This is a genomic window from Rhodoferax ferrireducens T118 (genome assembly GCF_000013605.1).
GTDB lineage: Bacteria > Pseudomonadota > Gammaproteobacteria > Burkholderiales > Burkholderiaceae_C > Rhodoferax > Rhodoferax ferrireducens.
In genome coordinates this window covers 1116424-1138714 of sequence record NC_007908.1, presented here as the reverse complement: position 1 = coordinate 1138714, position 22291 = coordinate 1116424, and the positions used below count along the sequence as shown (strand labels likewise).

The window sequence follows — 22291 nt, the reverse complement described above, 5'->3', positions numbered from 1 at the left end:
AAGCGTCACCCTCTGTCCTGGTGATCAAAAGGGCAGCGATTTTTGGTGTGGCGAGGTCGATAGTGTCAGTGGCGCAAGCCCGTAGCATTCTTCGATTCCCTGGCGGAACTCCGAAACACCGCCATAGCTAGGATGCCGAACGGCGATCACATTTGGGCAGTACCGTTCAGCATAACGGGCTGCGTCCTGTCCGATGGCGATGATTCGCTTGATGCCCAACCCGGAGATCAAGAGATCGTTCGAGGCCTCGACCTGTTCAAGTTCTGATCGAGAGAACTTGCGGTTTGTCATTTGCATGTCGTGTTCATGCGGATGCAACGGGAACACGTTCCAAAGGAACGGAGCTTCTGGAACTGTAGTCAGGGCAGACCATATTTCTGTAGCGGTCCGTTCAGCTACGGCTTCACCCCGAGTAGCCTTTTCTAGATGGCAGCCAGAGTATCGTGCAGTGACCGTCGGCAAATGCACTTCGTCTGTCAGCGCGATCCCGGTCCTACGTCCGCCCCTGTAGCCAAGGTCTCGCCCCATCCAGATGGTGTCAACGCGAAGACTCAGTGAGGCATCCAGGAACTTGCGCAGATTCCGCCCCCGGATCTGAGCCCCATTCACTTTGTCGTGGATGGGGCATGTGTCCCGATATGGGTTGAAGACGTTAGGAGGGTTGATTGCCTCCAGTAGCTTGAAGAAAGCCTTGACGTTCATGTTGTTTGTGCAGGGGGTGGAAGTCAATGCGGTGCTCATCCATAATTATTGAGACACCGCCGCCCGATGCTCAGGCTTTCTCAATTCACGGAAAACGCGGAAACCGTCTAGTATCGCCGACTCCCGTTGCAAGCAATTGCGCTTGTCGTCCGAGAGCTCGTGCGCCTGAACCCGTGGAACCCAGTTACGTCCGAAGAAACCTGATTTTTCACACAAAAGTTTGGTTCCTCAATACAATGAATCTACCAATAAATTGAGGGGAGTTCAGTATGGTAAGGCACATAAAAAATGTGTTCATCAGTCACGTTCATGCAGATGATGCAGGTCTGGGCAAGTTAAAGACGCTCCTTGCCAAAAGTGGCATGGACATCCGGGACTCGTCCATCAATTCATCTAATCCCAACAACGCGAAGAGTCCAGACTACATCAAGTCTGAAATACTGGCACCCCAAATTAACTGGGCTGGGACGCTGTTAGTTTACGTTTCCCCGAAGACAAAAGACAGCGATTGGGTGAACTGGGAAATTGAGTACGCCGTGAAGCAAGGGAAAAGAATCGTGGGCGTCTGGGAACACGGCACCAAGGATTGCGAGGTGCCTTCGGCGCTGGCCGAATACGCGGATGCGATGGTGGGATGGAACGGAAACTCAATCATCGACGCCATAGTTGATGAAGTTGACAAATGGGAAACACCGGACGGCGGGACTTGTTCCCCAGTAGCACTCAAGCGGCATCCATGCTGAGCCGCAGACATGAAACTTCACTCTTACGTCGTGCGCTATGACAGCGGCTTTGCACCTAACCCCTTTTATGGGGTATGTACCCTTGCCACCTGCAAGCCGGGTATTCGGAAGACCGCATCCATCGGTGACTGGATAGTCGGCAGCGGAAGCGGAGATCGCGGAGTCAGGCGTGCTGGCCACTTGGTCTACGCCATGCGGGTCACGGAAACACTGACGTTCGAACAATACTCCGCCGACCCCAGGTTTGAAAAGAAAAAGCCGTTTCGCAATGGCAGCCGGCGGCAAAGCTGCGGGGACAACATCTATTTCCCAAATGTCTCGGGAAATGGCTGGAATCAACGTGATTCATTCCATAGCAACGTTGACGGCACTGCGAGTCAAGCTCATATCACACGAGACACTGGTGTGAACAGGGTTCTTGTTAGCGATGATTTTGTTTACTTAGGTGGGTACGGGCCAAGTCTTCCATCTACCTTGCGCGACTCCAAGGGTAAACACATTTGCAAGGCTGGGATTGGCCGTGCCGTCTTTGACGAACAGCCTTTGATCGCACAGTTCGAGCAGTGGATTAGGTCGCTAGGTAGTGGCTATCAAGAAGCTCCATTTGAATGGAGAAAGCTGCGGGGAATGATTTGATTCCGGCTGCAATTCTTCGACCATTCTGTTTGAGGGTTCACGTGTCGTCAGAACGTGAAAGAGATATGGATAACCGTCTGCTTTCTGGCCTAAATTTGCCGAGATTTAAGACCGCACCAAGCATGTTGATCGCAGTCATGACTGACAACCAATTTCTGCGTTGCCGCTGCAACCGCGATATCAAACAAAAACAAGAACTACGTGCTCATCGTTCGTTGTTTGGAATGATGTGCTATGCGTCAAATTGCTGGCAGCGTTATGACCTGCCTGCCCCTATCAGCCGTACTAGTGGCCTGTAACAGATAAATGAGAGTGACATTCTTACTCTGTAGGCCGCTACCGATTCAAACGTTACAGTCCATTAGCGTAATTTCAATCTCTCGCTGGCAAGTTGACAATGCCACGGGGTGACCTGAGGAAATAGACAATGTTTCATTGCTTTGACGGGGTGACGGCTGACGAAGTGTGGCGCAAGGCGATAGCAAAGCTGCAATCCGACGAGTCCAATTCCGCAGGAAGCCGGCTTGGCCGCATGCGCGAGTTGCTTCATTGTGCTCTTTGCATTAAGGATCCCCGACAACGATGGGTATTGTCGCGTCGGCCTGCGATAAACCCAGCCTTTGCAATAGCTGAAGTGATCTGGATATTGCTTGGAAGCGATGCTTCGAATTTCCTAAACTTTTGGAATCCCGTTCTGCCAAAATACGCCGGCTCCGGTGGAACCTATCACGGCGCATACGGCGCTCGATTGCGCACTCATTTTGGGCTGGATCAGATCGAGCGCGTCTACCAAATATTGTCGGCCAATCCGGAGTCACGACAAGCTGTGCTTCAGATCTGGGACAGCAGAGAAGATTTGCCACTCTCGGATGGTGCTAGTCGCGATCTGGATATCCCGTGCAACTTGGTGGGCATGCTGAAGGTTCGAGCACAAAAGCTGGAGTGGTTACAAATCATGCGCAGCAATGACGTCTTTCTTGGCACTCCCCATAATCTTGTGCAGTTCACTTCGTTGCAAGAGATTATTGCTGGTTGGTTAGGCATTGGAATTGGGTCTTTCTCACTTGTGACAGATAGCCTTCACCTATATGAGCATGACTATGATCGATGCTCAATGACGAAAGTCCCCTCTACTGCCATAAGCACCGATTCAATTGCACTGTCAAGGCAGGATTTCAATAGAACTCTTCCCCTTTTGGAGTACGCAACGAATGAGATGAGATCAGAGTTTCTAACGCCCGCTCGCTTGATAGACTTCGTTGACACTCTAGGAATCTCCGAAGGCTGGGCTAATTACATTTATATTGTCGCGGCTGATACCGCTCGTCGGCGATCCTGGTTCGATGAAATGCACATCGTCGCCAACAAGTGCTCCAATTTAGCATTGCAGGCGGCTTGGCAGGCTTGGTTAGCTCGGTGCACAGAGCACCAGGCAACTCAATCCCACCCAGCGAACGGCGTTGTTGCATAAATCGGAAAGAGGTCATGGCGATCTTGATCTCCTGCGCTTCTCATATCTTCAGCGAGACCGGTCTGATTGATTTGATGCACTTTCGACGTCGTAATAAATATTGCGGTCTCCATCCTCGGTGTGGGTCATTAAATAGTCGCCTCTCCGCCACCAGCGTCAGCAATGTGAATTGCATGCCACTAATTTAACGTCAGCAGGCTGGAAGCCTGATCCATCGGTTTTTCTAGTTCCCGTAACCTGACACCGGCGATTACCCGGTTCTGGTCGTCACGCGACGACCACTTTGAAGATGGGGCATCTCGTTAGCAGACATCAGCGGCGAGGTTATGCAGGAATGTGGATGTCGGCGCCGATTTGGACGGTCGCTACGACTGCAGTGGGTCGAAACTTGCCGGATTCTGAGCATAGGAGTCTGTCGTTCTTCTGCTCGTTCGAGTCTTTCTGCATCCAAAATTGTCTAATTTGACAGCGTCGTCCATACACTTCACGCCACCGCCCGTTCCCGAATCTCCTCCAGCACCCGCACCATCTCGGTCACCCTGGCGGGCAGAAACAACGCCTCCGGCCCTTGCGGGTTGATGTCGGTAAACGGCGAGTCATAAAGCCGCGCCGGGTCCATCACCCCGTTTTCAGTGAGTTCCTCGACGATGAGGTTGATGAACTCCAACTGGCTCGCCGTGGCCGTGGTGCCCACCACAAACTGGCTAAAGGCCAGCTTAGCCGTTTCCCGGTCTAGCCCTACCAGCGAGCGGATAAAGATGCCCAGACCGTGGCTTTGCTCCTTGGCTTGCTCAATGACTTCCGTGGAGCCACCGGCCTCCACCAGCATCCGCTCCAGCTCAATCAGGTCGGACGGCGTCAGCGGCTGGTTGCGCCGCAGCCGTTGCAGCGACAGGTGGCTTTCATGCGCACGCAGGAACTGGCGCGCCTTGTCCTTGAACTTGGCCAGATTCATGCCGGTGCTCACTCCCGGCAGCATAATCGTCGTGCCTGTACCCAATTCGTCTTCAAAGTCGGTGTAGACGATGTTCTTCTTGCCCTTTTCAATCAGCTTGACCAGGGCGCGCAGTTTCTTGCGTGCCGCCTCCAGCATGGCCACGGTCACGTCTTCCCACCATTCATCACTGGCCACCGACTGAATCAGCACCATCTGCGCCTTGATGGCCGGGATGGCCTCCTGTTCTTCCAGGGCGCTGGCGATGGCCTGCATCCGCTCGCGCAGGGTTGCAAAGTCAGTGGATGCTTTCAGGATGGACAACTGGGTGCGCAGCACCAGCATGTCAAAGCGTTTGGCTTCTTCGTCGTTGTCCAACAAGGCTGTGGGCAGGTCCGCCACCTCATGGCTCAACTCGGTATGTGCATCCGCATCAAGCGAATGCCACGAATCCCGCTTGGCAAACCGCTCCACCGACTTGCGCCGGGGCCGCACTACAAAGTTGTCCAGGTTCATGGCCGCGACCTGCTGGTGCAGAAAGCCAGCCAGCTCACCACGCAACTGCCCATCGGTCAGGTCGTCACTACCTGCGTCTTGGGCCGTTGCCCCATGGTCGCCCGCAGCCATCCGCTTGTCCAGCTCGGCAATCATCTCCAGCCGCGCCCGGAACAGGCGGGTGCTCAGCGGCACAGGGTTTTTGCCCTCGTCCGGCGGCAGCTCCAAGCTGAAAAACTCCAGGTTCTGGCAATAGTCGAAGACATTGAAAAATTGTTTGTTCTGTCCCGGACCATACAAGTCGAGGCACAAGCGCGTGCCTCGGCCAATCATCTGCCAGAACTTGGTCTTGGAGCGGATGATTTTGAAGAACACCAGATTGACCACCTCCGGCACATCAATGCCGGTGTCGAGCATGTCCACCGAAATGGCGATGTGCGGCATGCCCTCCTTCATGGAGAACTCGTCAATCAGGCTCTGTGCGTACTCGGTCTTGTACGTCACCACACGGGCGAACGCCCCCTTGTAATGTGGGTAATTGACATTGAAGCGGTCTGCAATGAAGTCGGCATGGGCATTGTTCTTGGCAAAGATGATGGTTTTACCCAGGCGGTCGCCACCGGCCACTTTTTCACCCTGGCTCATCAGGTTTTCCAGCACCTTGTCCACGGTGTCGGTGTTGAACAGCCACTTGTTCAGGGCGGCCGAGTCCACCGCATCGGGCACGTTGCCGTCTTCATCCCACTCCAGCGCATCCCACTGCTCTTTTTCTTCTTCTGACAGGTCTTTGTACTTGATGCCCTCGCGCTGAAACTTGAGCGGCACTGAAATGGATCTGGGTGGCACCAGATAGCCCTCTGCCACAGCTTCATCCAGGCCATATACATCGGTGGGGACGCCACTCTCCAGGTCAAACAGGCTGTAGGTGTTGTGGTCAATCTCGTCTTTGGGCGTGGCGGTCAGGCCCACCAGCATGGCGTCAAAGTAATCAAAGATGGCGCGGTACTTCTGGTACACCGAGCGGTGTGCCTCGTCGATGATGATGAGGTCGAAGTGCCCAACGCCAAAACGGCGCTGGCCGTCAGCCGCATCGTCAATCAGCCCCATCATCGTGGGGTAAGTCGAGACAAACACCCGGCCATCGGCGTGCCTCTCCGACACCAGATTGACCGGTGACGAGTCCGGCAGGTGCGTCTTGAACGCGTTGACCGCCTGTTTGACCAGTGCCACCCGGTCGGCCAGAAACAGGATGCGCTTGGCCCAGTTGCAGCGCGTCAGCACATCGGACAGCGCCACCACAACTCGGGTCTTGCCGCCACCGGTGGCCATCACCAGCAAGGCCTTGCGCTGGTTTTCCAATTCAAAGGTTTCACCAATACGGCGCACGGCACGGTGCTGGTAATAGCGGTTGACGATGTCGTCGTTGATGACCGCATCGGCCAGTTTCTTGCGGTTGGTGCGGCGTTGAATCAACAGCTCCAATTCCTGCTTCTTGAAAAAGCCCTGAACCGGGCGTGGCGGATAGCTGGCGTCGTCCCAAATCCAATGCTCGTAGCCATTGGAATAGAAGATGATGGGCCGCTGGTCGTATTGGGCTTGCAGGCAGTCGGCATACAGCTTGGCCTGCTGCTGGCCCACCTTGGCATCCCGGCGGGTGCGCTTGGCCTCCACCAGCCCCAGCGGCCTGCCATCGTCGCCCCACAAGACGTAATCCACGTAGCCAACGCCTTGGTTGTTGGGCATGCCGCTGACTTCAATCTCGAAGTTCTTGGCATTGAGTTGCCAGCCAGCCTCTTTGAGCAACAGGTCAATGAATTTGTCGCGGGTTTCGGTCTCACAGTAGTCATGCGTGTCTGGCTGGGCCGTGTTGGCTTTCTTGGCGGCGGCCACTTGCTCCCGCAATTGTTTGAGTTCGTCGTCCAGCGCGGCCTTGTTAGACAGCAGCACAGTGAGTTTTTCGTCACGGGCTTGCAGTTCGGCTTCAAGCTTCTGGAGTTGGTCAACTGACTGTGGTGCAGGGTCAGGCACAGTTGCCGTTGCAGATGCCGATGGAATCAGCGCTGGAACAAAGCGCAGGTCGGGAGCAGGTCTGGCCCTCTGACCATAGGTGCGTGCCAGCCAGTAGCAAAAGTGAAACAGTTCGCGGGTGGCGGTGACGGCATCCACCGGCAGAATTTTGCGGGTGCTGTGCACGGCCAGATTGCCGAGGTCTTTGATGAGCTTGGCCTTGGTGAATACCGCGTCACCCGCCGTGGCCTTGAAGCTGGGTTCGTGAATCAGGGCACTCAGATGGTCCTGGTACGGCAGGCGCAGTGCAGGGTCATGCTTGTAGAGCCAATCCACCGCCAGCTCCAACGTGCGCCGGGCGTAAAAGCAGGAGGTGCGGGCATCCGTGTTCGCCATTCCTTCAGCCTTGATGGCCGCTCCGTACAGGGTGGACCATTCAGACTGGAGGAAGGCGAAATTGCTCATTGACCGGCCTTTTCCTTGATAAAAGCATTCATGCGCTCAGCCAACGCCTCACGTCGCATTGTTAAAAAATCCCGATACCGCTCGGTGGCCCATAACTCAGGGTCGGTTGGCACGCATTGACTTTCCAATGCTTCCTTTCCCTGCTTGGCCACTACATCAGCCAAATAGCCAGTCGCTTCCTTGTTGCTGATACGCCTGTTGGTTTGCCCGGTAATAAAGGCCATATTGGCGATTTCATTGACCTCACCCGTCTCAAATCCACGCTCCTTGACCAAGGACTTGGGGATGACGTGATGCCACTGGATAAAGTGGAGCTTGCCTTGATGGGTCAACGACAGCCCCAGGCCGCTGTACCAATCTTTTGCACCCGAAGCCTTCAATGCGAGATACGCCAGCGAAAAGAGAGGACTGTTTACGCCACGTCCTGCAAGGTCATTGGCCTCAACGTGCAAGCGTCCAAATTGACGTTTGACAGGCTCCATCAAGGCAGAAAGGTTGCCTGTGCGGAAGACGATGGCCAAGTCCTCGTTGAGCAGAGATTCTGTTGACCCGCGTGAGTACCGTCCCCGCGCATTGGCAACCAGCAACCAATGCAGCAAGGCGTTACGTTCCTCAGCCGTGAGCTTGTTGTCCTTTACCCGGCTGACGACTGCCAAAACGTGAATGAACATGGGAGAAGACAGCAGCGTTTCATCTTCAATGCCAGCATTGGTGCGCAGGAAATTGATGGCGAAGCGCAGTCCCTCTTTTGCGTCTTCCCAGCCAGCTTTGAGCTTTTCCACCGAAGTGCCGGCCACGGTGCGAAATAGGCATTGATGTGTGGCGAAGACCACGATGGCACGGACAAGCTGACCCAATTCAACTGTAAACCAGCTCTTTTCGCATTCCTCCTGGAACTCCTCCAGTTGCTTGAGCAAGTTGGGCCAGCGTGACGTGATTTGCGCCAGCGCTAGGTCGGATGAGCGCAACTTTGCACCCAACGAGTTCACTCGCACAAATATTTCGGTGACCTCTTCATAATTCATGGTGCGTTCCAGCACATGCACCACATACTGATAGTCTTTGATGGCACGCAGCTTTTTCAGCCGGTCCGAATACTTTTGAAATCTCGGGTCCCTGAAGGATTCAATCCCAGCCTTTTCCAAGATTTCAGCGTCGTTGGCATTGCCGAAGACATCACTGACTGATACCCATTGAGGCTGTGACAGCAGGTTGCGTGCTGAGACAACAAAAGTGCGACGACTCAACTTTTCTTGCAGCCCCTGGTCGCCATCTTCCACCTCTTCCAATTCATCTGTAACTTCATCATCGGGTGTGACCATGGACTCTTCGTCACTGTCGACCTCAACCACGTCAACGGGTGGGCCTTCTGGATGCTCCAGGTTAAACAGAATGTCGATGGGGCGTTTGCGCCCTTTGACGGAAACCGGCACACCGTTAAGAACAGCCGTAAGGGAAGTCAGGCGTTGCTGGCCGTCCAATAGCAGTTTGCGACCTGCAAAGGCATTGGTTTCCTGTGCGATGGCAAAGTCTCGCGTAGGCACAGGCTCATCTGTTTCCCACATGAGGATGGAACCACTGGGGTAGCCACGATACAGCGAGTCCAACAAATCACGAACTCTGGTGCCGCGCCAGACGTAGTGACGCTGAATTTCAGGCAGACGTAGTTCCCCGCGCTTGTACATGTCTACCAACGTACCAATCGGAATGTTCTGTTGTTGCATGGTCAGAGTTCGCCCCGGAAGGCGCGGTGTTGAAGGGAGACGAAGAGGGCTTCGAGTTCGGCCAGCGATACCGAGTGAATGGCGTGTTGTTCAGCCACAACTTCTGCGATTGTTTCAAAATCTCGTTGAAGTTCAACAGGGGGCAACAGCAGGGGGAAACTGCGAAGCTGCGTCATATTGATTGACGCAATACCTGTGGTCTGCTTTGCAGAGCGGAGAAAATACTTCTTTCCACGCTGGCTACCGACAAGCCAGTTCAGAAAAAGGGGGGTTACTGCTTGACTGGTCACACGCACCCTGAAAATGTGATTTTGGTGAATGCATTCAGGTAACTCGTTTTTCCAAAGTGTTCCACGGCCCAATTTGTCCGGGTCGCCGCCCTCGGTCAGCAACAAATCATTCCACTTCAACAGGTATCGTTCAATTTCGTCTTCTGTTGCGTCAATCTCTTTGACGGCTGACAGATTCAATGATTTATCTTGGACATTTGCAACGGCAAGATATGGGATAGTCCGCGTCACTTTGCCAGTTAAATTTCTGCCCTTTGTTACCCCAGACGCAATGTTTGCAACTTGACCCAAAGTGGTGGCGTCAGGCCAGCCTTTGGGATTGCTGACCGGGTCCCCAAACATTTGAATGAAAATCGACTGCGTGAGGCTGTCCAGTTGCGCCAAGGCTTCCCGGCGCTTGGCTCTGAGCGCATCGGCTTGGTCCAGGATAGCCGCAATGCGGCGTTGTTCGGGTTTGGCAGGCAACGGAATCGCCAGATTTTTGATAATCCCCTGATTGATGTTCGGTTGTGCCCCACCGACACCCATCGAAATCAAACTTGGAACTTGGCTGCTCAATGCGTGATAGACGTATCGAGTCACTGCAATTCTTGGGTCTGGGATGATGTGGCAGACCGCTTGATTCGTGGTCGCCTCGATACCTAATATCCCCAGCCTACCCACTGTTGCGCCATACATTGCAAGCAAAATGGCTCCGGCTGGAACCAATTTGATACTGCTCTCTTTCAACGCGACATCGGTTACATGTTCTTCCGCGCCGTTAATTACTGTCTCACGCAGTTCGCCGGACTTTATCCACGGAATAGTGCCTCCCTCGTAGTAACGCTCCATTTGAGCGCGTGACGGGGTTCCGCCACTACCCGTAGCGCAAAACTCAGACAGCGTGACTGTGGCGGCACCGCTCATCCGAGCATCCCCGCAAGCTCTTTCATCCCCGCCTGAATTTCCGCCTCCAGCACCGCCAGCCTGGCCAGAATCTCCTTTGGCGGCAGATGCTCGCTGACGGCGTGGACCACTTCCTTGTAGCGGTTGATGGACAAGTCGTAGTCGTTGCCGACAATGTCGCCCTTGGGCACACAGAAACTCTGTTCGGTGCGGTCGCGTTCCAGTTCAGAGGAGGCCCGCTGACCCCAGCGCGCCAGCACATCAGGCAGGTTGTTTTTGGTGTGCTCCGCTTCTGATAACTGGCTATGACCGTCCTGAAAGGGCTGGAGGCTCAATTTATCATCAGAGAGCAGCGGCTGGCGCTTGTCGTCCAGGCTCCAGCCATCGGCCTTCATGTCATAGAACCAGACGTTATCGGTGCCGCCCGAGTTGGTTTTGGTGAACAGCAGGATGGCGGTCGAGACCCCGGCATAGGGCTTGAACGCGCCCGAGGGCAGCGAGATGACGGCATCGAGCTTTTGCTCTTCGACAATCATGCGGCGCAGCTCCTTGTGCGCCTTGCTGGAGCCAAACAGAACGCCGTCCGGCACAATGACGGCAGCCCGCCCACCGGGCTTGAGCAGGCGCAGGAACAGCGCCAAGAAAAGCAGCTCGGTCTTCTTGGTCTTGACGATGGCCAGCAGGTCTTTGGCCGTGTTCTCGTAGTCCAGGGAACCAGCAAACGGCGGATTCGCCAGAATGAGCGAATACCGGCCCTCATCACCGGCATGGTCCTGCGCCAACGAGTCCTGGTAACGAATGTCAGGGTTGTCAACGCCGTGCAGCGCCATGTTCATGCTGCCAATACGCAGCATGGTGTTGTCAAAGTCGAAACCGTGGAACATGCCATGGTGAAAATGCTCGCGCGACGCGGGGTTGCGCAGGATTTCCGGGTGCTTCTCGCGCAGGTACTCACCGGTAGCCACCAAAAAGCCGCAGGTGCCGCTCGCCGGGTCGCAAATCACGTCTTTGGCGGTCGGAGCCGTCATTTCCACCATCAGGCGGATGATGTGGCGCGGCGTGCGGAACTGGCCGTTCTGTCCGGCGCTGGCAATATTGCTAAGCATGTACTCGTAGAGGTCGCCCTTGGTGTCGCGGTCTTCCATCGGCACATGGTCGAGCAGGTCCACCACCTTGGCCAGCAGGGCCGGGGTCGGGATGGTGAAGCGCGCGTCCTTCATGTGGTGGGCGTAGGTCGAGCCGTCGCCGCCCATGCTGCGCAGGAACGGAAACACATGCTCCCCCACCACGGTGTACATCTCGGCTGGCGCGAAGTTCTTGAAGCGCGACCAGCGCAGATCGTTGTAGTCGCGGCCCTTGGTGTCAGGGCCCTCGGGGAAGGTGCGGCGTTCCATCGGCTTGCCCAGCCGCACCGACTTGTTTTCTTCCAGGGTGTGCAGGTCGTCCAGGCGGCGCAGAAAAAGCAGGTATGTGATTTGCTCCATCACCTCCAGTGGGTTGGAGATGCCGCCGGTCCAGAACGAATTCCAGATGGCGTCGATTTGGCTGCGTAGTTCGCCAGTGAGCATGAGTGCGGTCCCTGAATTTGTTGAAGCCGGGCTATTTTTGCACGGTCAAACACATTATCACTGGAGTGAACAAGACTTTTCGCCGCAGGAATCCGCTTGGATAGGTGGACGCTGAGTGTCCATGGCAGCTTGAGACTGCTCTCGGAAATCGCCTCCTTGGCAGAGAGGGCATTCACAACCAAATCCGGCGTGTCAAAATTCAATATAGTGCTTTAAATACACATTTGTGCTGTAATCGCACATATATGCAGATACCTCAATCTCAAGGTGAACTGATCCGCACGGTGCGTGGCAAACGCAGTCAGGTGGACTTTTCCCGTGAATTGGGGTGTGACCGTTCGTGTTTGTCGCGCTACGAAAGCGAATCACTGGGCGCGCCCACATCCGTTATCAATTTCTGCTTGAAAGCAATTTCGCAAGAAATGCCGCAACCAGGCGCCATGGGTTCGCCAATTGATGTGGCGCTGCGGCATGCCAACGAGGTCGTGGCAACCCTTGAGCGACTGAAATCCTCGACCCTTGAAGTTGGCAAATGAAGGAATGGCAATGATTAAAGTCACACCCATGGATGACGAGTTGGCAATCGGTCACGAAGGGCGAATTGCATGGGTTAATGCCGTTGCCAATCAACGGGAATTCGATCGCTTGATGGCATCAAGTTCGTCGCAAAGCGAACAGCACAAGTTGGATAAGCGATCCAAGTTGAGTCAATTGGCAGCGCATGCAGAGATGTCTCCAACAAACTACGCTCGAAAGCACAGCATGCTTCCAGCGTTTCGTGTGGCTGCCAAGCATGGTGAAGATCTGATGCATGGCGATGCGCAGGGCGAGTCGTTCAGCCGTCGACTGGGCATGTTGACTCAAAAACCTGGGGCATACATTTGCCAATCATGCGTCAACGATGACTTGAAAAAGAGCCAGCGTAGTTGGTATCGGCGTGACCATCACTTGCATGGCGTGGACTGGTGTCCTAGTCACGAGATAACCCTATCCGAAATCAAGGCTCCAAACCCCTGGGCGGCATTCCCGCACCATTGGATAGAGGCAGGTGAAATTGAGTCGGCATGCAAGGTTGAACACGGTCAGCAAGACATGGCTTTCCTGAGGTGCTATGCGGAAATTTCAGTGGCTTTGCTCGATCAAGATACTCCTCTGGATGTTCGTGCAGTTGGGTATTTGATTGGCAAGCGAGCTCAACACTTGGGACTCAGGACGAGCATAAATGGACAAAGGTCCACCATCAGCGACCACATATTGTTGAAGGCACCAGAAAAGTGGCTCAAAACTCATTTCAGTCACATCTCAGAGAAAGAAACATCTGGTTTTATCGCCAAGATTGACGCAGCTGTAATTTCGCGGACCATTCCTGCTCAAGGGTATGTTTACGGTCTGGCTTTGGCGTCTCTTTTTGACACATCCGGGGAGGCGATTCAGTATTTGAATGCAAGCGTTCCCGCTGACGTTGTGGCCAGGGTAAAAACGCCATCACGTCGCGATGCTGGTTTTTGGCACGGAGAGTTTTGGGACATATATGTGCAGCATGGTGGGTTGGCCGCCAGAATCGCAGAGTCATTGGGAATGGACAAGACATACCTGCAAGAAAAAATGTCAACGCTGGGCATGCCATCGTTGCACAACGTGGGTGCTTCCAAGAGTTGGCGAGCTCTCATGCGTCTGCACGGTGGTGAAGGTTTTCGTAGCTCATGCGAACTGGAAAAGGTAGACGAGAAGGACGTGGAATATCTGCTGCGAACAGTCAACCCAAAAGTTGTCGCGCTTGCATGCAACATTGTGGGAAGTTCATGGAAAGACATGGCAGTTGTCACCACCAATTTTCCACCTCTTAGATCGACATGTGATGCGCAAGTGAGGACCGTGTCACCCGCACCGAATCAGGAATTCAATCGATTTATTGACACGGTTGTCGCTGGCCAAGGCTCGGCGCTGCAACAGTTGGAGACTATGGCAGCCGCTTAGTCTGTGGCGTGTCTACGCGTTGCCCTTCCGATGGCAGCATGGGTCAGCGGTAGCTGGTCCAGGTTACTTAGACGGGCCTTGAGTTCAGGAATCCTGTTGCATAAGTCAGCCAGCCGAATTCTGCTGCCGGGGCGTGCCAGATGCACAGCAAGGGCTGCTGCATCGACACCTTGTGAATAATTGGCATCGCGAGCATCCCAGCGAATATTTGAATTGTTTGTCTTCACAGACTGGGGCAACTTGGCGTTAAAGTCTTCAAGCCAGTTTCTGTCGTTCCGGTACAACCATGCAAATATGGCTGGTTGAAGTTGTCGGAGCCTGCGACCAGAAATCGGGTGAAGTCTTTGGGCCATCTGCGTCCAGGATGTTCTGGACTCTTTCTGGGTACGGTCAAATTTTGCTTGATTCCAGTCGGCTCGCAGCCCGGGTTGAGTGCGCAGAAGTAATGTGATGGACTGGATTGAGACACTGGCCGTGGCCGCAACGTCTTCTTTGGATTTACCGTCTCTCAACATTTGCATGGCACACTTACGTCGCGACGATGAAAAGATTTTGGCACGCCATGGGGTGTGAAGTCCCGCTTCGGCAGCCCATGCCATGGCCGTGGCCACCGCGACACCAAACTCCTTTGAGGCCGCCGTGACAGATTGACCGTTCTTGACCGATTCGATCAGTGCCACCTTCTGCGTGTTGATTAACGCATGGTCAATATTCGCTAGCGTATCAACGTCGCTTTCATTGCGTTCATGGCCTGACTGTGCCGCCTCGTAAGCTCCCACGAATGCGGTCCAGTTGTTGAACAATGCCAGTGAAATGACAAAGTGTTTAAGGGGATGGGCCACACCGCGGTGCTCATCGATGAGGCGTGCAAACTGGTTCAATAGGGGGACATCATCACCTCGCAATATGCCAAGCCCGTGCACGCAACTCAGTGGGCTGCAAACGACCTCCAATAATTGCAAAAATTCTTTGGACTTGAGCCTCGCCGTCGGGCCATAACATCCCAACTCATGAAGCCTCTTTTGATAGGTGGCTGCCAATCTTGTCGGTAAAAAATGAAAATCCTTCGGTAGGGTACCCAAACCTTCCGCACATTCTGACAGGCGAGTCAAAATATCGCGTGACTCTTCGAACCGTTGTGCATCAATCCCAGGGGCTTGTATCACGTCAAGTGGTAAGCACCAGTGAAATCGCCCCTCCGCATTGACCTTATAAAGAGCATAGTTCAGCGCCAGTTGGTGCTTCAGGCATACCCATGTGCCAGGCCATTGGTGATCAGTGTGCCAGTAAGCAACCTGGTGAGCGACCTGGTCTTCCAAAATGCATTGAGAGCATGCTTTGAGCGGGTGCGATGCGCCAAACCGGGATGCCAGTATGCCAAGCCGCCCCTTGAGTCCACCGATGCCGCCGTGCCGGACGCCTGCGATGGCATTGACCGAATCTGATTCGGTTCGATAGGGCAAATAAAAAGGCAGCAGAGTGTGCCCACGGATGACACTATCTGCATCGCCCAAAATTCCCTCGGTTCGAATGACAAACTCATCAATCCGTGAGGGAATGTCATGCATTGAACCCTGTCGGCCGTGACCAAAGAGTTGCTGGCTCGTTTGGGATGGCAGAAAATTGCAACTGATTTGGTGGTGCCGGCTTGCCAGGCTATACACGGTTTCTCGCGGAAGCCACTGGGTGATACGTGGCAGTTGCCAATACCGGGGTTGATTGCCCATGATGTGCTGCACTTTTCTTGTGAATTCAAGAGGTACCTCTTAGTCGTAAGGAAACAACCTCTGTCGATTTGCCAGTTGAGTTCAAGCCAAACTTAATGACAAAAAATATGCCGGACAATATTCTCCAAGGTCACGGCAGCTCGGTTTCACCAGCCAAATAAATGTTGGTCAAATTGCTACGTGAAACCCCAAGCGCTACAGCAATCTCCGACTTCTTCATGCCTTGTTCCAACATTGCCTTAGCCTGTCGCAATCTCTCGGCCCTTTTCACAGTCATTTTTGGTCGCCGACCTGGTGCCACGGTCTTCAACGCAGCAAGCCATTCGTCTGCAACAAAAAGCTTTCCCTCCCATGCCTTGATGTTCCACTCATCGTTGTCAAGGAGGGATCGCAAGTGCCACAGAATCTGATTTGCATCGAATTCGAGAATGTTTGTAGGCATCAGCAGCAACACGCTTGGGCATTGGGTCAGAATGCTGGTGAGCGACTTGGTCTCCACGTGAAGCAAGTCGCCACTTATGTGCCAAAGTAAGCCGCAAATGACCTCTTCTTCATTTCCAGGCCATCCAGGCAAACGAAAAACCGGTCTGTTTCTCGGCCAATTGAGACGCTTGCATGCACGCCGGGCTTCTGCACTGTTTTGAATGTTTGTTGAATCTCCATCTTCAAGAACGAGCGGGGAAACGCTGTGATGCCGGCACCTGAGACGCTGAGATATGGCCAGTCTGAAGCACAGATCACATTCAACTCGGGGAAAGGCGCCTAGGGCACCGAGACCAAATGCAGTCAATGCTGCCGTAAACTCATCTGTGTCCTGTTTTCCGTTATTCAGAACGCCGCACATCCACTGGTAACTGGACTGGATCAACAGATACGGGTCACAAATAGAATCCAGAAACGATGGGGAATGGACCCGCGCCGACTCGTGCCACTTTTGGCACCATAAATGCCAGCCAATTCCGGACCCGTCCGTTGGAGCAACTTTCAAATTGATTGCTGGCTTAAAGCTTTCCGTACCAGCGGCCAAGCCGTCTGCGGTCGGCCATTGCAGTTCTGGGAAATGATCGGCCAGATTCTTGGCATTCAGTCCATTTTCTCCAGGAAGACCATGGGGTGATTTTTGTGCAGGCTCGTGCTCAGGTTGTCCCGAGTCGCGATGAAGTTGGACCTCACATGCACCTCTGAGGAGGTTATATGCCGCGATACAAAGAACCCAATAGTCTCTGGTTCCCAGTACCCCTTGGATCCAGTTCAATGGTGGATCCAAGTAGCCATGGTCGAGGATGCTTCTGCCACTCTTCTTGAGCCGCCAGTAGGCTGGCCTGAGTCCTAGTTCATTATGTGGTCTGACCCAGTGTAGTGGAGGAAGCATTGCCGTAATTTTCAAACAAATTTTTCAAAGTAGGAAAATATAACTGCAGCAAAGGGGAAAGTGACAGAGTTCACGCGAACTATTGTCACTTAGCGCGTGACCGTTTTAAAACGATCAGTTATCGTGGCAGAAGATTACAACTCTATGCAAATAATGATATGGAAGCACTTCTGGATGCACATCAACTGACTTTAATGCTGGGCGTTTCACGACGGACCTTGGAAAACATCATTGAAAAGCAGGAAGGTCCTTCCTTCATCATGATTGGGAGGCAGCGCCGATGGCGCCAATCGGATGTAGATCGTTGGTTCGAGTCCCGTTTGACTCAAACTACGCGACCAAATATCGGCGTCTCAACGGTGCGGAAGGAAGCGACATCAACTTAAGAAGCCGGCTCAAGAAATGAAAAAGCCAGCATAAACGCTGGCATAGGTCTGTCGCTCTGACAAGGTTGGAGCGCGTTCGTGGCACACGTAAAGGCAAATATTCAAAGGCTTCCAGCTTCGGAGCGACAACTACAGGAGTAAAAATGAACAGCTAATTGACTGTCTCCAAACAAAAAACGCCAGCAGGGCTGGCGTCTTAGGGCTTTCAGATTGATATCCAAAAACAGGGTCGTAGCTGAATTTTGGGGCATGTCATTCAGAAAGTCAAGCGTATTGCTGCGAGAGCGGCGCCTTTGACAGGAAACAAGATGGCACACCCGAAAAAAAATGAAGCGCGTTTGCGCGAGCTAAGAAGACGTCAGTGGGACGACAAGTGGGGTAAAGATTACCTACCCGCCATTTTTGCCAATCCCAAGGAGGCGCCGTCGATTTCAGAGTTCACCATTCTGACATCCGAAAAACTTGGTAGTAGAGGTGTTCACACACTAAGTAAATCTGAGACTTGGTTGGCTATATTCGCACTGTTTAACCCAAGTCTATGGGATTTACAGGAAGAACGAATTCTTTACCCCACGGCCCGAGCTCATTTTCTGCATGGACATCCGCGCGCCCGTGGTCAAAAGTTCCCGCCCCTGAAGGGCACACTCGACGTAGCGGAGCGGATGGGCACTTTGGATCAGCACCCGGTTTGCAAGATCAGAGTCGAAATAGATGGCTGCGCACGCCTGATAGATGCCCCTTTCCCCTATATTGGCGATCTCCTCCTTTTTCTGGAGGATCGGAACGGCGCATATGTTGTGAACTGGAATATCAAGGACAAGGTGAACAACTTTTCATCGAGCAGACCCCGCAAGGGTAAGCCTCAGACTCCAAATAACCTGGGTGCCAAAAATCGCAATGCCCTCGAGTCGCTTTACTACAAAGATGGAGAAATTCCAACGCGGGAAATAGCTGGTGCACAACTCGATTTTGAGCTCAGATGCAATCTAAAGGATCTATTTGGAGCGCACCTGCACCAGATAAATATCCCAAGCGAGCTTCGTCCTGATATTGTCAATTCATTCTTGAGCGCGGTAGGCACGCGTCTACCAGCAGACAAAATGTGCAAAGAACTTGCCATGATGCATCGGTTGGATACAGAAGACCTGGTTCATTTTCTGAATCAGTGCATCTGGCACCGAAAAGTCAGAATTGATTTATTCAACAGATTCTTGATGGATAGACCACTCAGGCCTGAAATTGAGGATCCTCTGGAAGTCTATTCACATTGGTTTTCAAGGATCTGAAATGCATATAGGAACTCAGCTTACAGCGCCTAATGGTTGGGGCGACTGGGCAAAGAATGAACGCTACTATTTCTCTGGAACACACGAGGAGCAAGTTCTTATTGTGTCCTTTTTCATTCACGACGATGCTTGGCGCGTGAGTCTGAGGCGTGTACCAAAAGAAACCTTTGAAGATGCCCTCACTGGGAGCGCAAGGAAGATATTGAGAATTCAAGAGCAATTTGCATTGCCGCCTTGGCTCCAGCTGATGGAGGACGTGGATTTCGACTCACGCGAAAAGATGCGCTACAAAAAAAAGAAAGGGGAATATGTTGATACCGTCAAAACTAGAAGAACGGCGATTGAACCCCTGCTGAAGCGACAGTCAGAAATACTTGGATCAGACAATCCACTGGCACAGATAGCCAAGATTGGTCGCGAGTGTTCACCCACGCAGCATCCACACCGCCTCCAGTTATGGTTTTTTGCATTCATCTTGCATGGAAAACATGATTGGGCACTGAATGCTTCACAGGGCTTAATTGGGCAATGGAAGCGTGACTATAAGAAGTATGGATTGAAAAAATTTGGCAGAACATACAAGGACGAAGGGACTCAATATGGGTGGTCATCAATTCACTTTAGGCAAGAAGTGGAGACGACATACCTGTCCTATTGCGGTCAGTACAAAAGTATGATGTCGATCTACAACCGAGCCATGCTTGACGATTTTGGTTGTGAAGTTCAAAAACATAACAGCGGAGGCCGATCAATATACCAACCAAACAACCATCCTTACCCAAGTTACAGCCAGTATCGGAAGATTGTGGTGGATGCTTTTGGCCTTGACGCTGTGCAAACAGCAATTTATGGTCATGTCCGGATGAGAAATAAGGCGACTGTCAATGAAGGCTGCTACGTCGATCAGTTCAAAAATCTGCTTGAAAGCATAGAAGTGGACGCCTATCGATGTGACGACCGGGCTCACGCTGCGTTTTCAGACGAAGCCATGCCAGCACTCATCGTTGCGCGGGCAATTTGCGTGAAAACTGGAGCAGTAGTTGGTGTTGGCTTCAGCCTCGGGGGCGAAAAGCGCGAAGCCTATCGATCCATGCTGTTGTGTATGGCACTACCCAAGTCGCTGGTGGCAAAGTTATATGGAATACCCGAAAAGATGCTGGATTGGCCAATGTCGGGCATGTCACCATCAATGCTGTCTGACCGAGGGCCAGCTGGATTTGAGTCTCTCCTTGACGATCTTGAGGAAAAAATACCGATCAAATCGGGCGCCCCCAGCTATCAACCCAGATCCAAACCCTTTGTTGAGGGTTCCAACCCAAAATCAGTTCTGCAGGAAGGTGCGCCCAGCTTCATACTCAGCGATCTTGACCTGCCATCAATGATGCGTCGTGAAATCATGCGCGCGGTGAAGCAAAACCGATCCAAAGATATTTCATCTCATCTGTCAGAACAAGAGATTGTTGAATTCAATCGACTTGGACTAACTGCGACGCCGCAGGCATATTGGGGCTATCTTTCAGATCGACTACGCACAAGTGGTTACAGCATGCTTCCTAACCAAGCGGTCAAGGCATTTTGTAAGCCGATCAAATTAGCGGTCGATCGAACCGGCGTGCTTCTGTATACCAGGCACTATTCTTCAGAGACATTTCGATCTGAAGGACTGCATGCACTAGCAGCAAGAGTTCAGCCAAAGGGTCTAAAAGGATATTGCATTCCCTTGGCGACAAGATATATCTGGATGGAATTTGCCGGAAAACTTATTGACCTTGAGGCCCTGAAATCCGGATCTTCAAATGGAGAAGACTACTTTATTCCTCTTTCTGTGTTGGAGGATTTGGGCAAAGCGCTTGCTGAACTGCAGTCCAGGACGCGCAAGTCGGGTCGAGCTGCCAACATCGAAGTAGAACAAGAATTTAAGGAACTCACTGGAAAAGCGTGGGATGCCGGAACTTCAAGAAGCGGGACGCCAAAAAGGGGACGTGGGACGGTAGCTCATGAGGTCGCTGTCATGAATGACAAAATCAGGGTAGGCGCTCGATGAGTCGCTACATCTCACGTTATCAATTAACTGCAGGCCAGGCTGCAAAACGCTTTTCAGATATAGAGCAGTTAGCAATTCCTCTGAACTTAACAGGGCGCCACCTGCTTCCTGAATTTGAATTACTTTGTGGAGGTTTGAAGAAAATATTTTTGTGCAGTACACAAGACAAAGAGATTCTTTTGCAGTTTTTAGCGCTTGGGGAAGCCCATGCTGCGATTCATTACCCATCAACCCTCGCGCATGTAAAAGGAATCAACGCCAAGTTGCCTTGGGGAGATACCACGTGCCCTGCGACTATGTTAACTGGACTTGCTGGAACCGGTAAATCGGAACTACTCAAAGCCTTGAACAGACTATTGGGAAATGAATCTTTCCTTGATCTCCCAGGTCACGACCGCGTCCCACTTGTTCCGGGTTGGTTTATGAATGTGAAAGAGGGGTCCAGCCCCAATAGTCTTCTGTTGCCTTGGATTGAACAGAAAAAGGTAGTATCCAAATGCAATAAAGTAGACTCAACTGAAGAGTACCAAAGAAAGGACTTGAATCTCCCAAGGCTTGCGGAACTCTCGCGCAGGGTAGCATTTCGCGATGGCGTTTGTATTATTTCAATTGATGAATTTCAGTTTATTAGCAAGAGTACCAGTGCGAATTCATTGGCAACAAATTTATTATTGCGACTCCTCGCCATTGGCCCGCGCCTAATTTTTGGTGCGAATTACAGTCTCGCCCATCGTCTTGACGCTCGCGGTCAAGAAGATAGACAGCGACTGCTAGCCCGGCGGATTTATTTGAAGCCAGAGAATCTTTGCAGTCCCGACGGAATTCGGCTGCTTAAAGAATATTTCAAAATACTACCGATGGATTTCACCCTTGATGCAATTGCTGTGGCGCAGCAAGTTCAAGACTATACCTTCGGAATTAAACGACTGGTGGTTGACCTCTTGGCGATTTCATGGGTGCATGCAAAGAAAAGTGGAGGCGTGAAGGCAAATGTGACAACTGATGATCTTCGGTGTGCCTTTCTTTCACGAGATTTTTGTGCAAATCGCGTGGACGTCGAAATTCTTCAGCGTCAAGAGATCGAGAAAAGACAGATCAGGAGAGATCTATGGGACCCATTTTTCTCAGAGCAGCAGGACAATGTTTTTGAGGTGGTTCCAGCGATTTCAGCTTTCGAGAAGCGGGTGGAAGAGCGGCGACTCGACTCATTTTTGACGCCCAACGAGCGGTTAGGCTTTGATGCGATTAAGAAATTAGTGGGGGCAACGCCTAAAGAGGCCAACGTCGTTCCAATGAATCCCTTGAAAAGGTCGAAACAGGGCTTGGCAGATGCTCTTAGATTACTGAACGACTAGTGGAGCGCATGAAGCGAGTAGGCGAGATATCAAACGTTTGGTGTCAACGTGGATTCACGTCACCTGTTATTGCGATAATTTAATGGCCGTCCCAATTTTTGGGAATATCTAGCTGATGCAAACACGAGTTCGAAACCGCTAAGCACTGATGTGATCCCGCTAGAAGCATCCAAAACACTTCCGGATTTCTAATGAATGTCATTGAAGTCTGCAATGATAGATGG

At 52.4% G+C, this 22291-nt stretch carries 16 protein-coding genes; 9 read left to right on the top strand and 7 right to left on the bottom strand.

What is annotated here, in order from left to right; translation table 11 throughout:
- Positions 1 to 24 precede the first annotated feature (24 nt).
- Positions 25 to 702, bottom strand: a complete 678-nt coding sequence (locus RFER_RS05340) for a uracil-DNA glycosylase (RefSeq protein WP_011463376.1) — start codon at positions 700 to 702, stop codon at positions 25 to 27.
- Between the two features lie 269 nt (positions 703 to 971).
- Between RFER_RS05340 and RFER_RS05335 the strand changes: the two genes are divergently transcribed.
- The 3 genes from RFER_RS05335 (at position 972) to RFER_RS22900 (ending at position 3552) form a co-directional block, all read left to right on the top strand.
- Complete coding sequence (locus RFER_RS05335; protein WP_011463375.1) at positions 972 to 1445, top strand: TIR domain-containing protein; 474 nt, start codon at positions 972 to 974, stop codon at positions 1443 to 1445.
- 9 nt (positions 1446 to 1454) lie between these two features.
- Positions 1455 to 2081 (top strand): hypothetical protein, encoded by a 627-nt coding sequence (locus RFER_RS05330; protein WP_011463374.1) that lies wholly within the window; start codon positions 1455 to 1457, stop codon positions 2079 to 2081.
- Between the two features lie 427 nt (positions 2082 to 2508).
- Positions 2509 to 3552, top strand: a complete 1044-nt coding sequence (locus RFER_RS22900) for a thymidylate synthase (RefSeq protein ID WP_011463373.1) — start codon at positions 2509 to 2511, stop codon at positions 3550 to 3552.
- Positions 3553 to 4036: 484 nt separating this feature from the next.
- Here RFER_RS22900 and RFER_RS05320 read toward each other — a convergent pair whose 3' ends face one another.
- Genes RFER_RS05320 through RFER_RS05305 form a run of 4 tightly spaced genes read right to left on the bottom strand, consistent with a single transcriptional unit; the run spans position 4037 to position 11920 of the window.
- A complete protein-coding gene (locus tag RFER_RS05320; RefSeq protein WP_011463372.1) occupies positions 4037 to 7453 on the bottom strand; it encodes a DEAD/DEAH box helicase family protein in 3417 nt (1138 codons plus the stop codon).
- Positions 7450 to 9177: a GmrSD restriction endonuclease domain-containing protein gene (locus RFER_RS05315; RefSeq protein WP_011463371.1), complete on the bottom strand. Its 1728-nt coding sequence runs from the start codon at positions 9175 to 9177 to the stop codon at positions 7450 to 7452. The genes RFER_RS05320 and RFER_RS05315 overlap by 4 nt, the downstream gene beginning before the upstream one ends.
- A gap of 2 nt (positions 9178 to 9179) precedes the next feature.
- Entirely contained in the window at positions 9180 to 10373 is a 1194-nt protein-coding gene (locus tag RFER_RS05310; RefSeq protein ID WP_011463370.1) for a restriction endonuclease subunit S, read from the bottom strand.
- Positions 10370 to 11920 carry an HsdM family class I SAM-dependent methyltransferase gene (locus RFER_RS05305; RefSeq protein WP_011463369.1) on the bottom strand — a complete coding sequence of 517 codons (1551 nt, stop codon included), beginning with the start codon at positions 11918 to 11920 and terminating at the stop codon, positions 10370 to 10372. Before RFER_RS05305 ends, RFER_RS05310 begins: the two co-directional genes overlap by 4 nt.
- Positions 11921 to 12165: 245 nt before the next feature.
- On the opposite strand from RFER_RS05305, the gene RFER_RS05300 reads away from it, so the two are divergent.
- Complete coding sequence (locus RFER_RS05300; RefSeq protein ID WP_041790211.1) at positions 12166 to 12456, top strand: hypothetical protein; 291 nt, start codon at positions 12166 to 12168, stop codon at positions 12454 to 12456.
- Positions 12457 to 12466: 10 nt separating this feature from the next.
- A complete protein-coding gene (locus tag RFER_RS05295) occupies positions 12467 to 13897 on the top strand; it encodes a TniQ family protein (RefSeq protein ID WP_166485667.1) in 1431 nt (476 codons plus the stop codon).
- Here the strand turns inward: RFER_RS05295 and RFER_RS05290 are convergent.
- Together RFER_RS05290 and RFER_RS23975 are read right to left on the bottom strand one after the other, a co-directional pair.
- The gene (locus RFER_RS05290) at positions 13894 to 15624 is read right to left on the bottom strand and encodes a TnsD family Tn7-like transposition protein (protein WP_084795438.1); all 1731 of its coding nucleotides are present in this window, start codon (positions 15622 to 15624) and stop codon (positions 13894 to 13896) included. The genes RFER_RS05295 and RFER_RS05290 overlap by 4 nt on opposite strands.
- A 130-nt stretch (positions 15625 to 15754) precedes the next feature.
- Positions 15755 to 16879 carry a helix-turn-helix domain-containing protein gene (locus RFER_RS23975; protein ID WP_166485666.1) on the bottom strand — a complete coding sequence of 375 codons (1125 nt, stop codon included), beginning with the start codon at positions 16877 to 16879 and terminating at the stop codon, positions 15755 to 15757.
- Positions 16880 to 17154: 275 nt separating this feature from the next.
- Between RFER_RS23975 and RFER_RS23335 the strand changes: the two genes are divergently transcribed.
- The 4 genes from RFER_RS23335 to RFER_RS05270 all read left to right on the top strand — a co-directional run bounded on the left by RFER_RS23335 (position 17155) and on the right by RFER_RS05270 (position 22067).
- On the top strand, positions 17155 to 17382 hold the full coding sequence (locus tag RFER_RS23335) for a helix-turn-helix transcriptional regulator (RefSeq protein WP_084795436.1): 228 nt from the start codon (positions 17155 to 17157) through the stop codon (positions 17380 to 17382).
- A gap of 308 nt (positions 17383 to 17690) precedes the next feature.
- On the top strand, positions 17691 to 18668 hold the full coding sequence (locus tag RFER_RS05280) for a hypothetical protein (RefSeq protein WP_041790207.1): 978 nt from the start codon (positions 17691 to 17693) through the stop codon (positions 18666 to 18668).
- A 1-nt stretch (position 18669) separates the two neighbouring features.
- The gene (locus RFER_RS05275; protein ID WP_011463364.1) at positions 18670 to 20712 is read left to right on the top strand and encodes a hypothetical protein; all 2043 of its coding nucleotides are present in this window, start codon (positions 18670 to 18672) and stop codon (positions 20710 to 20712) included.
- Positions 20709 to 22067, top strand: coding sequence for an ATP-binding protein (locus tag RFER_RS05270; protein WP_011463363.1), 1359 nt, complete (start codon positions 20709 to 20711; stop codon positions 22065 to 22067). Before RFER_RS05275 ends, RFER_RS05270 begins: the two co-directional genes overlap by 4 nt.
- Positions 22068 to 22291: the final 224 nt, after the last annotated feature.

Excerpts from the sequence above, each read along its gene's own strand:
- RFER_RS05305 (WP_011463369.1), bottom strand. The coding sequence starts at position 11,920 with ATGCTCACTGGCGAACTACGCAGCCAAATCGACGCCATCTGGAATTCG.
- RFER_RS05300 (WP_041790211.1), top strand. The coding sequence starts at position 12,166 with ATGCAGATACCTCAATCTCAAGGTGAACTGATCCGCACGGTGCGTGGC.
- RFER_RS05280 (WP_041790207.1), top strand. The coding sequence starts at position 17,691 with ATGGCACACCCGAAAAAAAATGAAGCGCGTTTGCGCGAGCTAAGAAGA.
- RFER_RS05340 (WP_011463376.1), bottom strand. The coding sequence starts at position 702 with ATGAACGTCAAGGCTTTCTTCAAGCTACTGGAGGCAATCAACCCTCCT.
- RFER_RS05330 (WP_011463374.1), top strand. The coding sequence starts at position 1,455 with ATGAAACTTCACTCTTACGTCGTGCGCTATGACAGCGGCTTTGCACCT.
- RFER_RS05270 (WP_011463363.1), top strand. The coding sequence starts at position 20,709 with ATGAGTCGCTACATCTCACGTTATCAATTAACTGCAGGCCAGGCTGCA.
- RFER_RS05335 (WP_011463375.1), top strand. The coding sequence starts at position 972 with ATGGTAAGGCACATAAAAAATGTGTTCATCAGTCACGTTCATGCAGAT.
- RFER_RS05315 (WP_011463371.1), bottom strand. The coding sequence starts at position 9,177 with ATGCAACAACAGAACATTCCGATTGGTACGTTGGTAGACATGTACAAG.
- RFER_RS22900 (WP_011463373.1), top strand. The coding sequence starts at position 2,509 with ATGTTTCATTGCTTTGACGGGGTGACGGCTGACGAAGTGTGGCGCAAG.
- RFER_RS23335 (WP_084795436.1), top strand. The coding sequence starts at position 17,155 with ATGGAAGCACTTCTGGATGCACATCAACTGACTTTAATGCTGGGCGTT.
- RFER_RS05320 (WP_011463372.1), bottom strand. The coding sequence starts at position 7,453 with ATGAGCAATTTCGCCTTCCTCCAGTCTGAATGGTCCACCCTGTACGGA.
- RFER_RS05295 (WP_166485667.1), top strand. The coding sequence starts at position 12,467 with ATGATTAAAGTCACACCCATGGATGACGAGTTGGCAATCGGTCACGAA.
- RFER_RS05275 (WP_011463364.1), top strand. The coding sequence starts at position 18,670 with ATGCATATAGGAACTCAGCTTACAGCGCCTAATGGTTGGGGCGACTGG.
- RFER_RS05310 (WP_011463370.1), bottom strand. The coding sequence starts at position 10,373 with ATGAGCGGTGCCGCCACAGTCACGCTGTCTGAGTTTTGCGCTACGGGT.
- RFER_RS05290 (WP_084795438.1), bottom strand. The coding sequence starts at position 15,624 with ATGGGCAATCAACCCCGGTATTGGCAACTGCCACGTATCACCCAGTGG.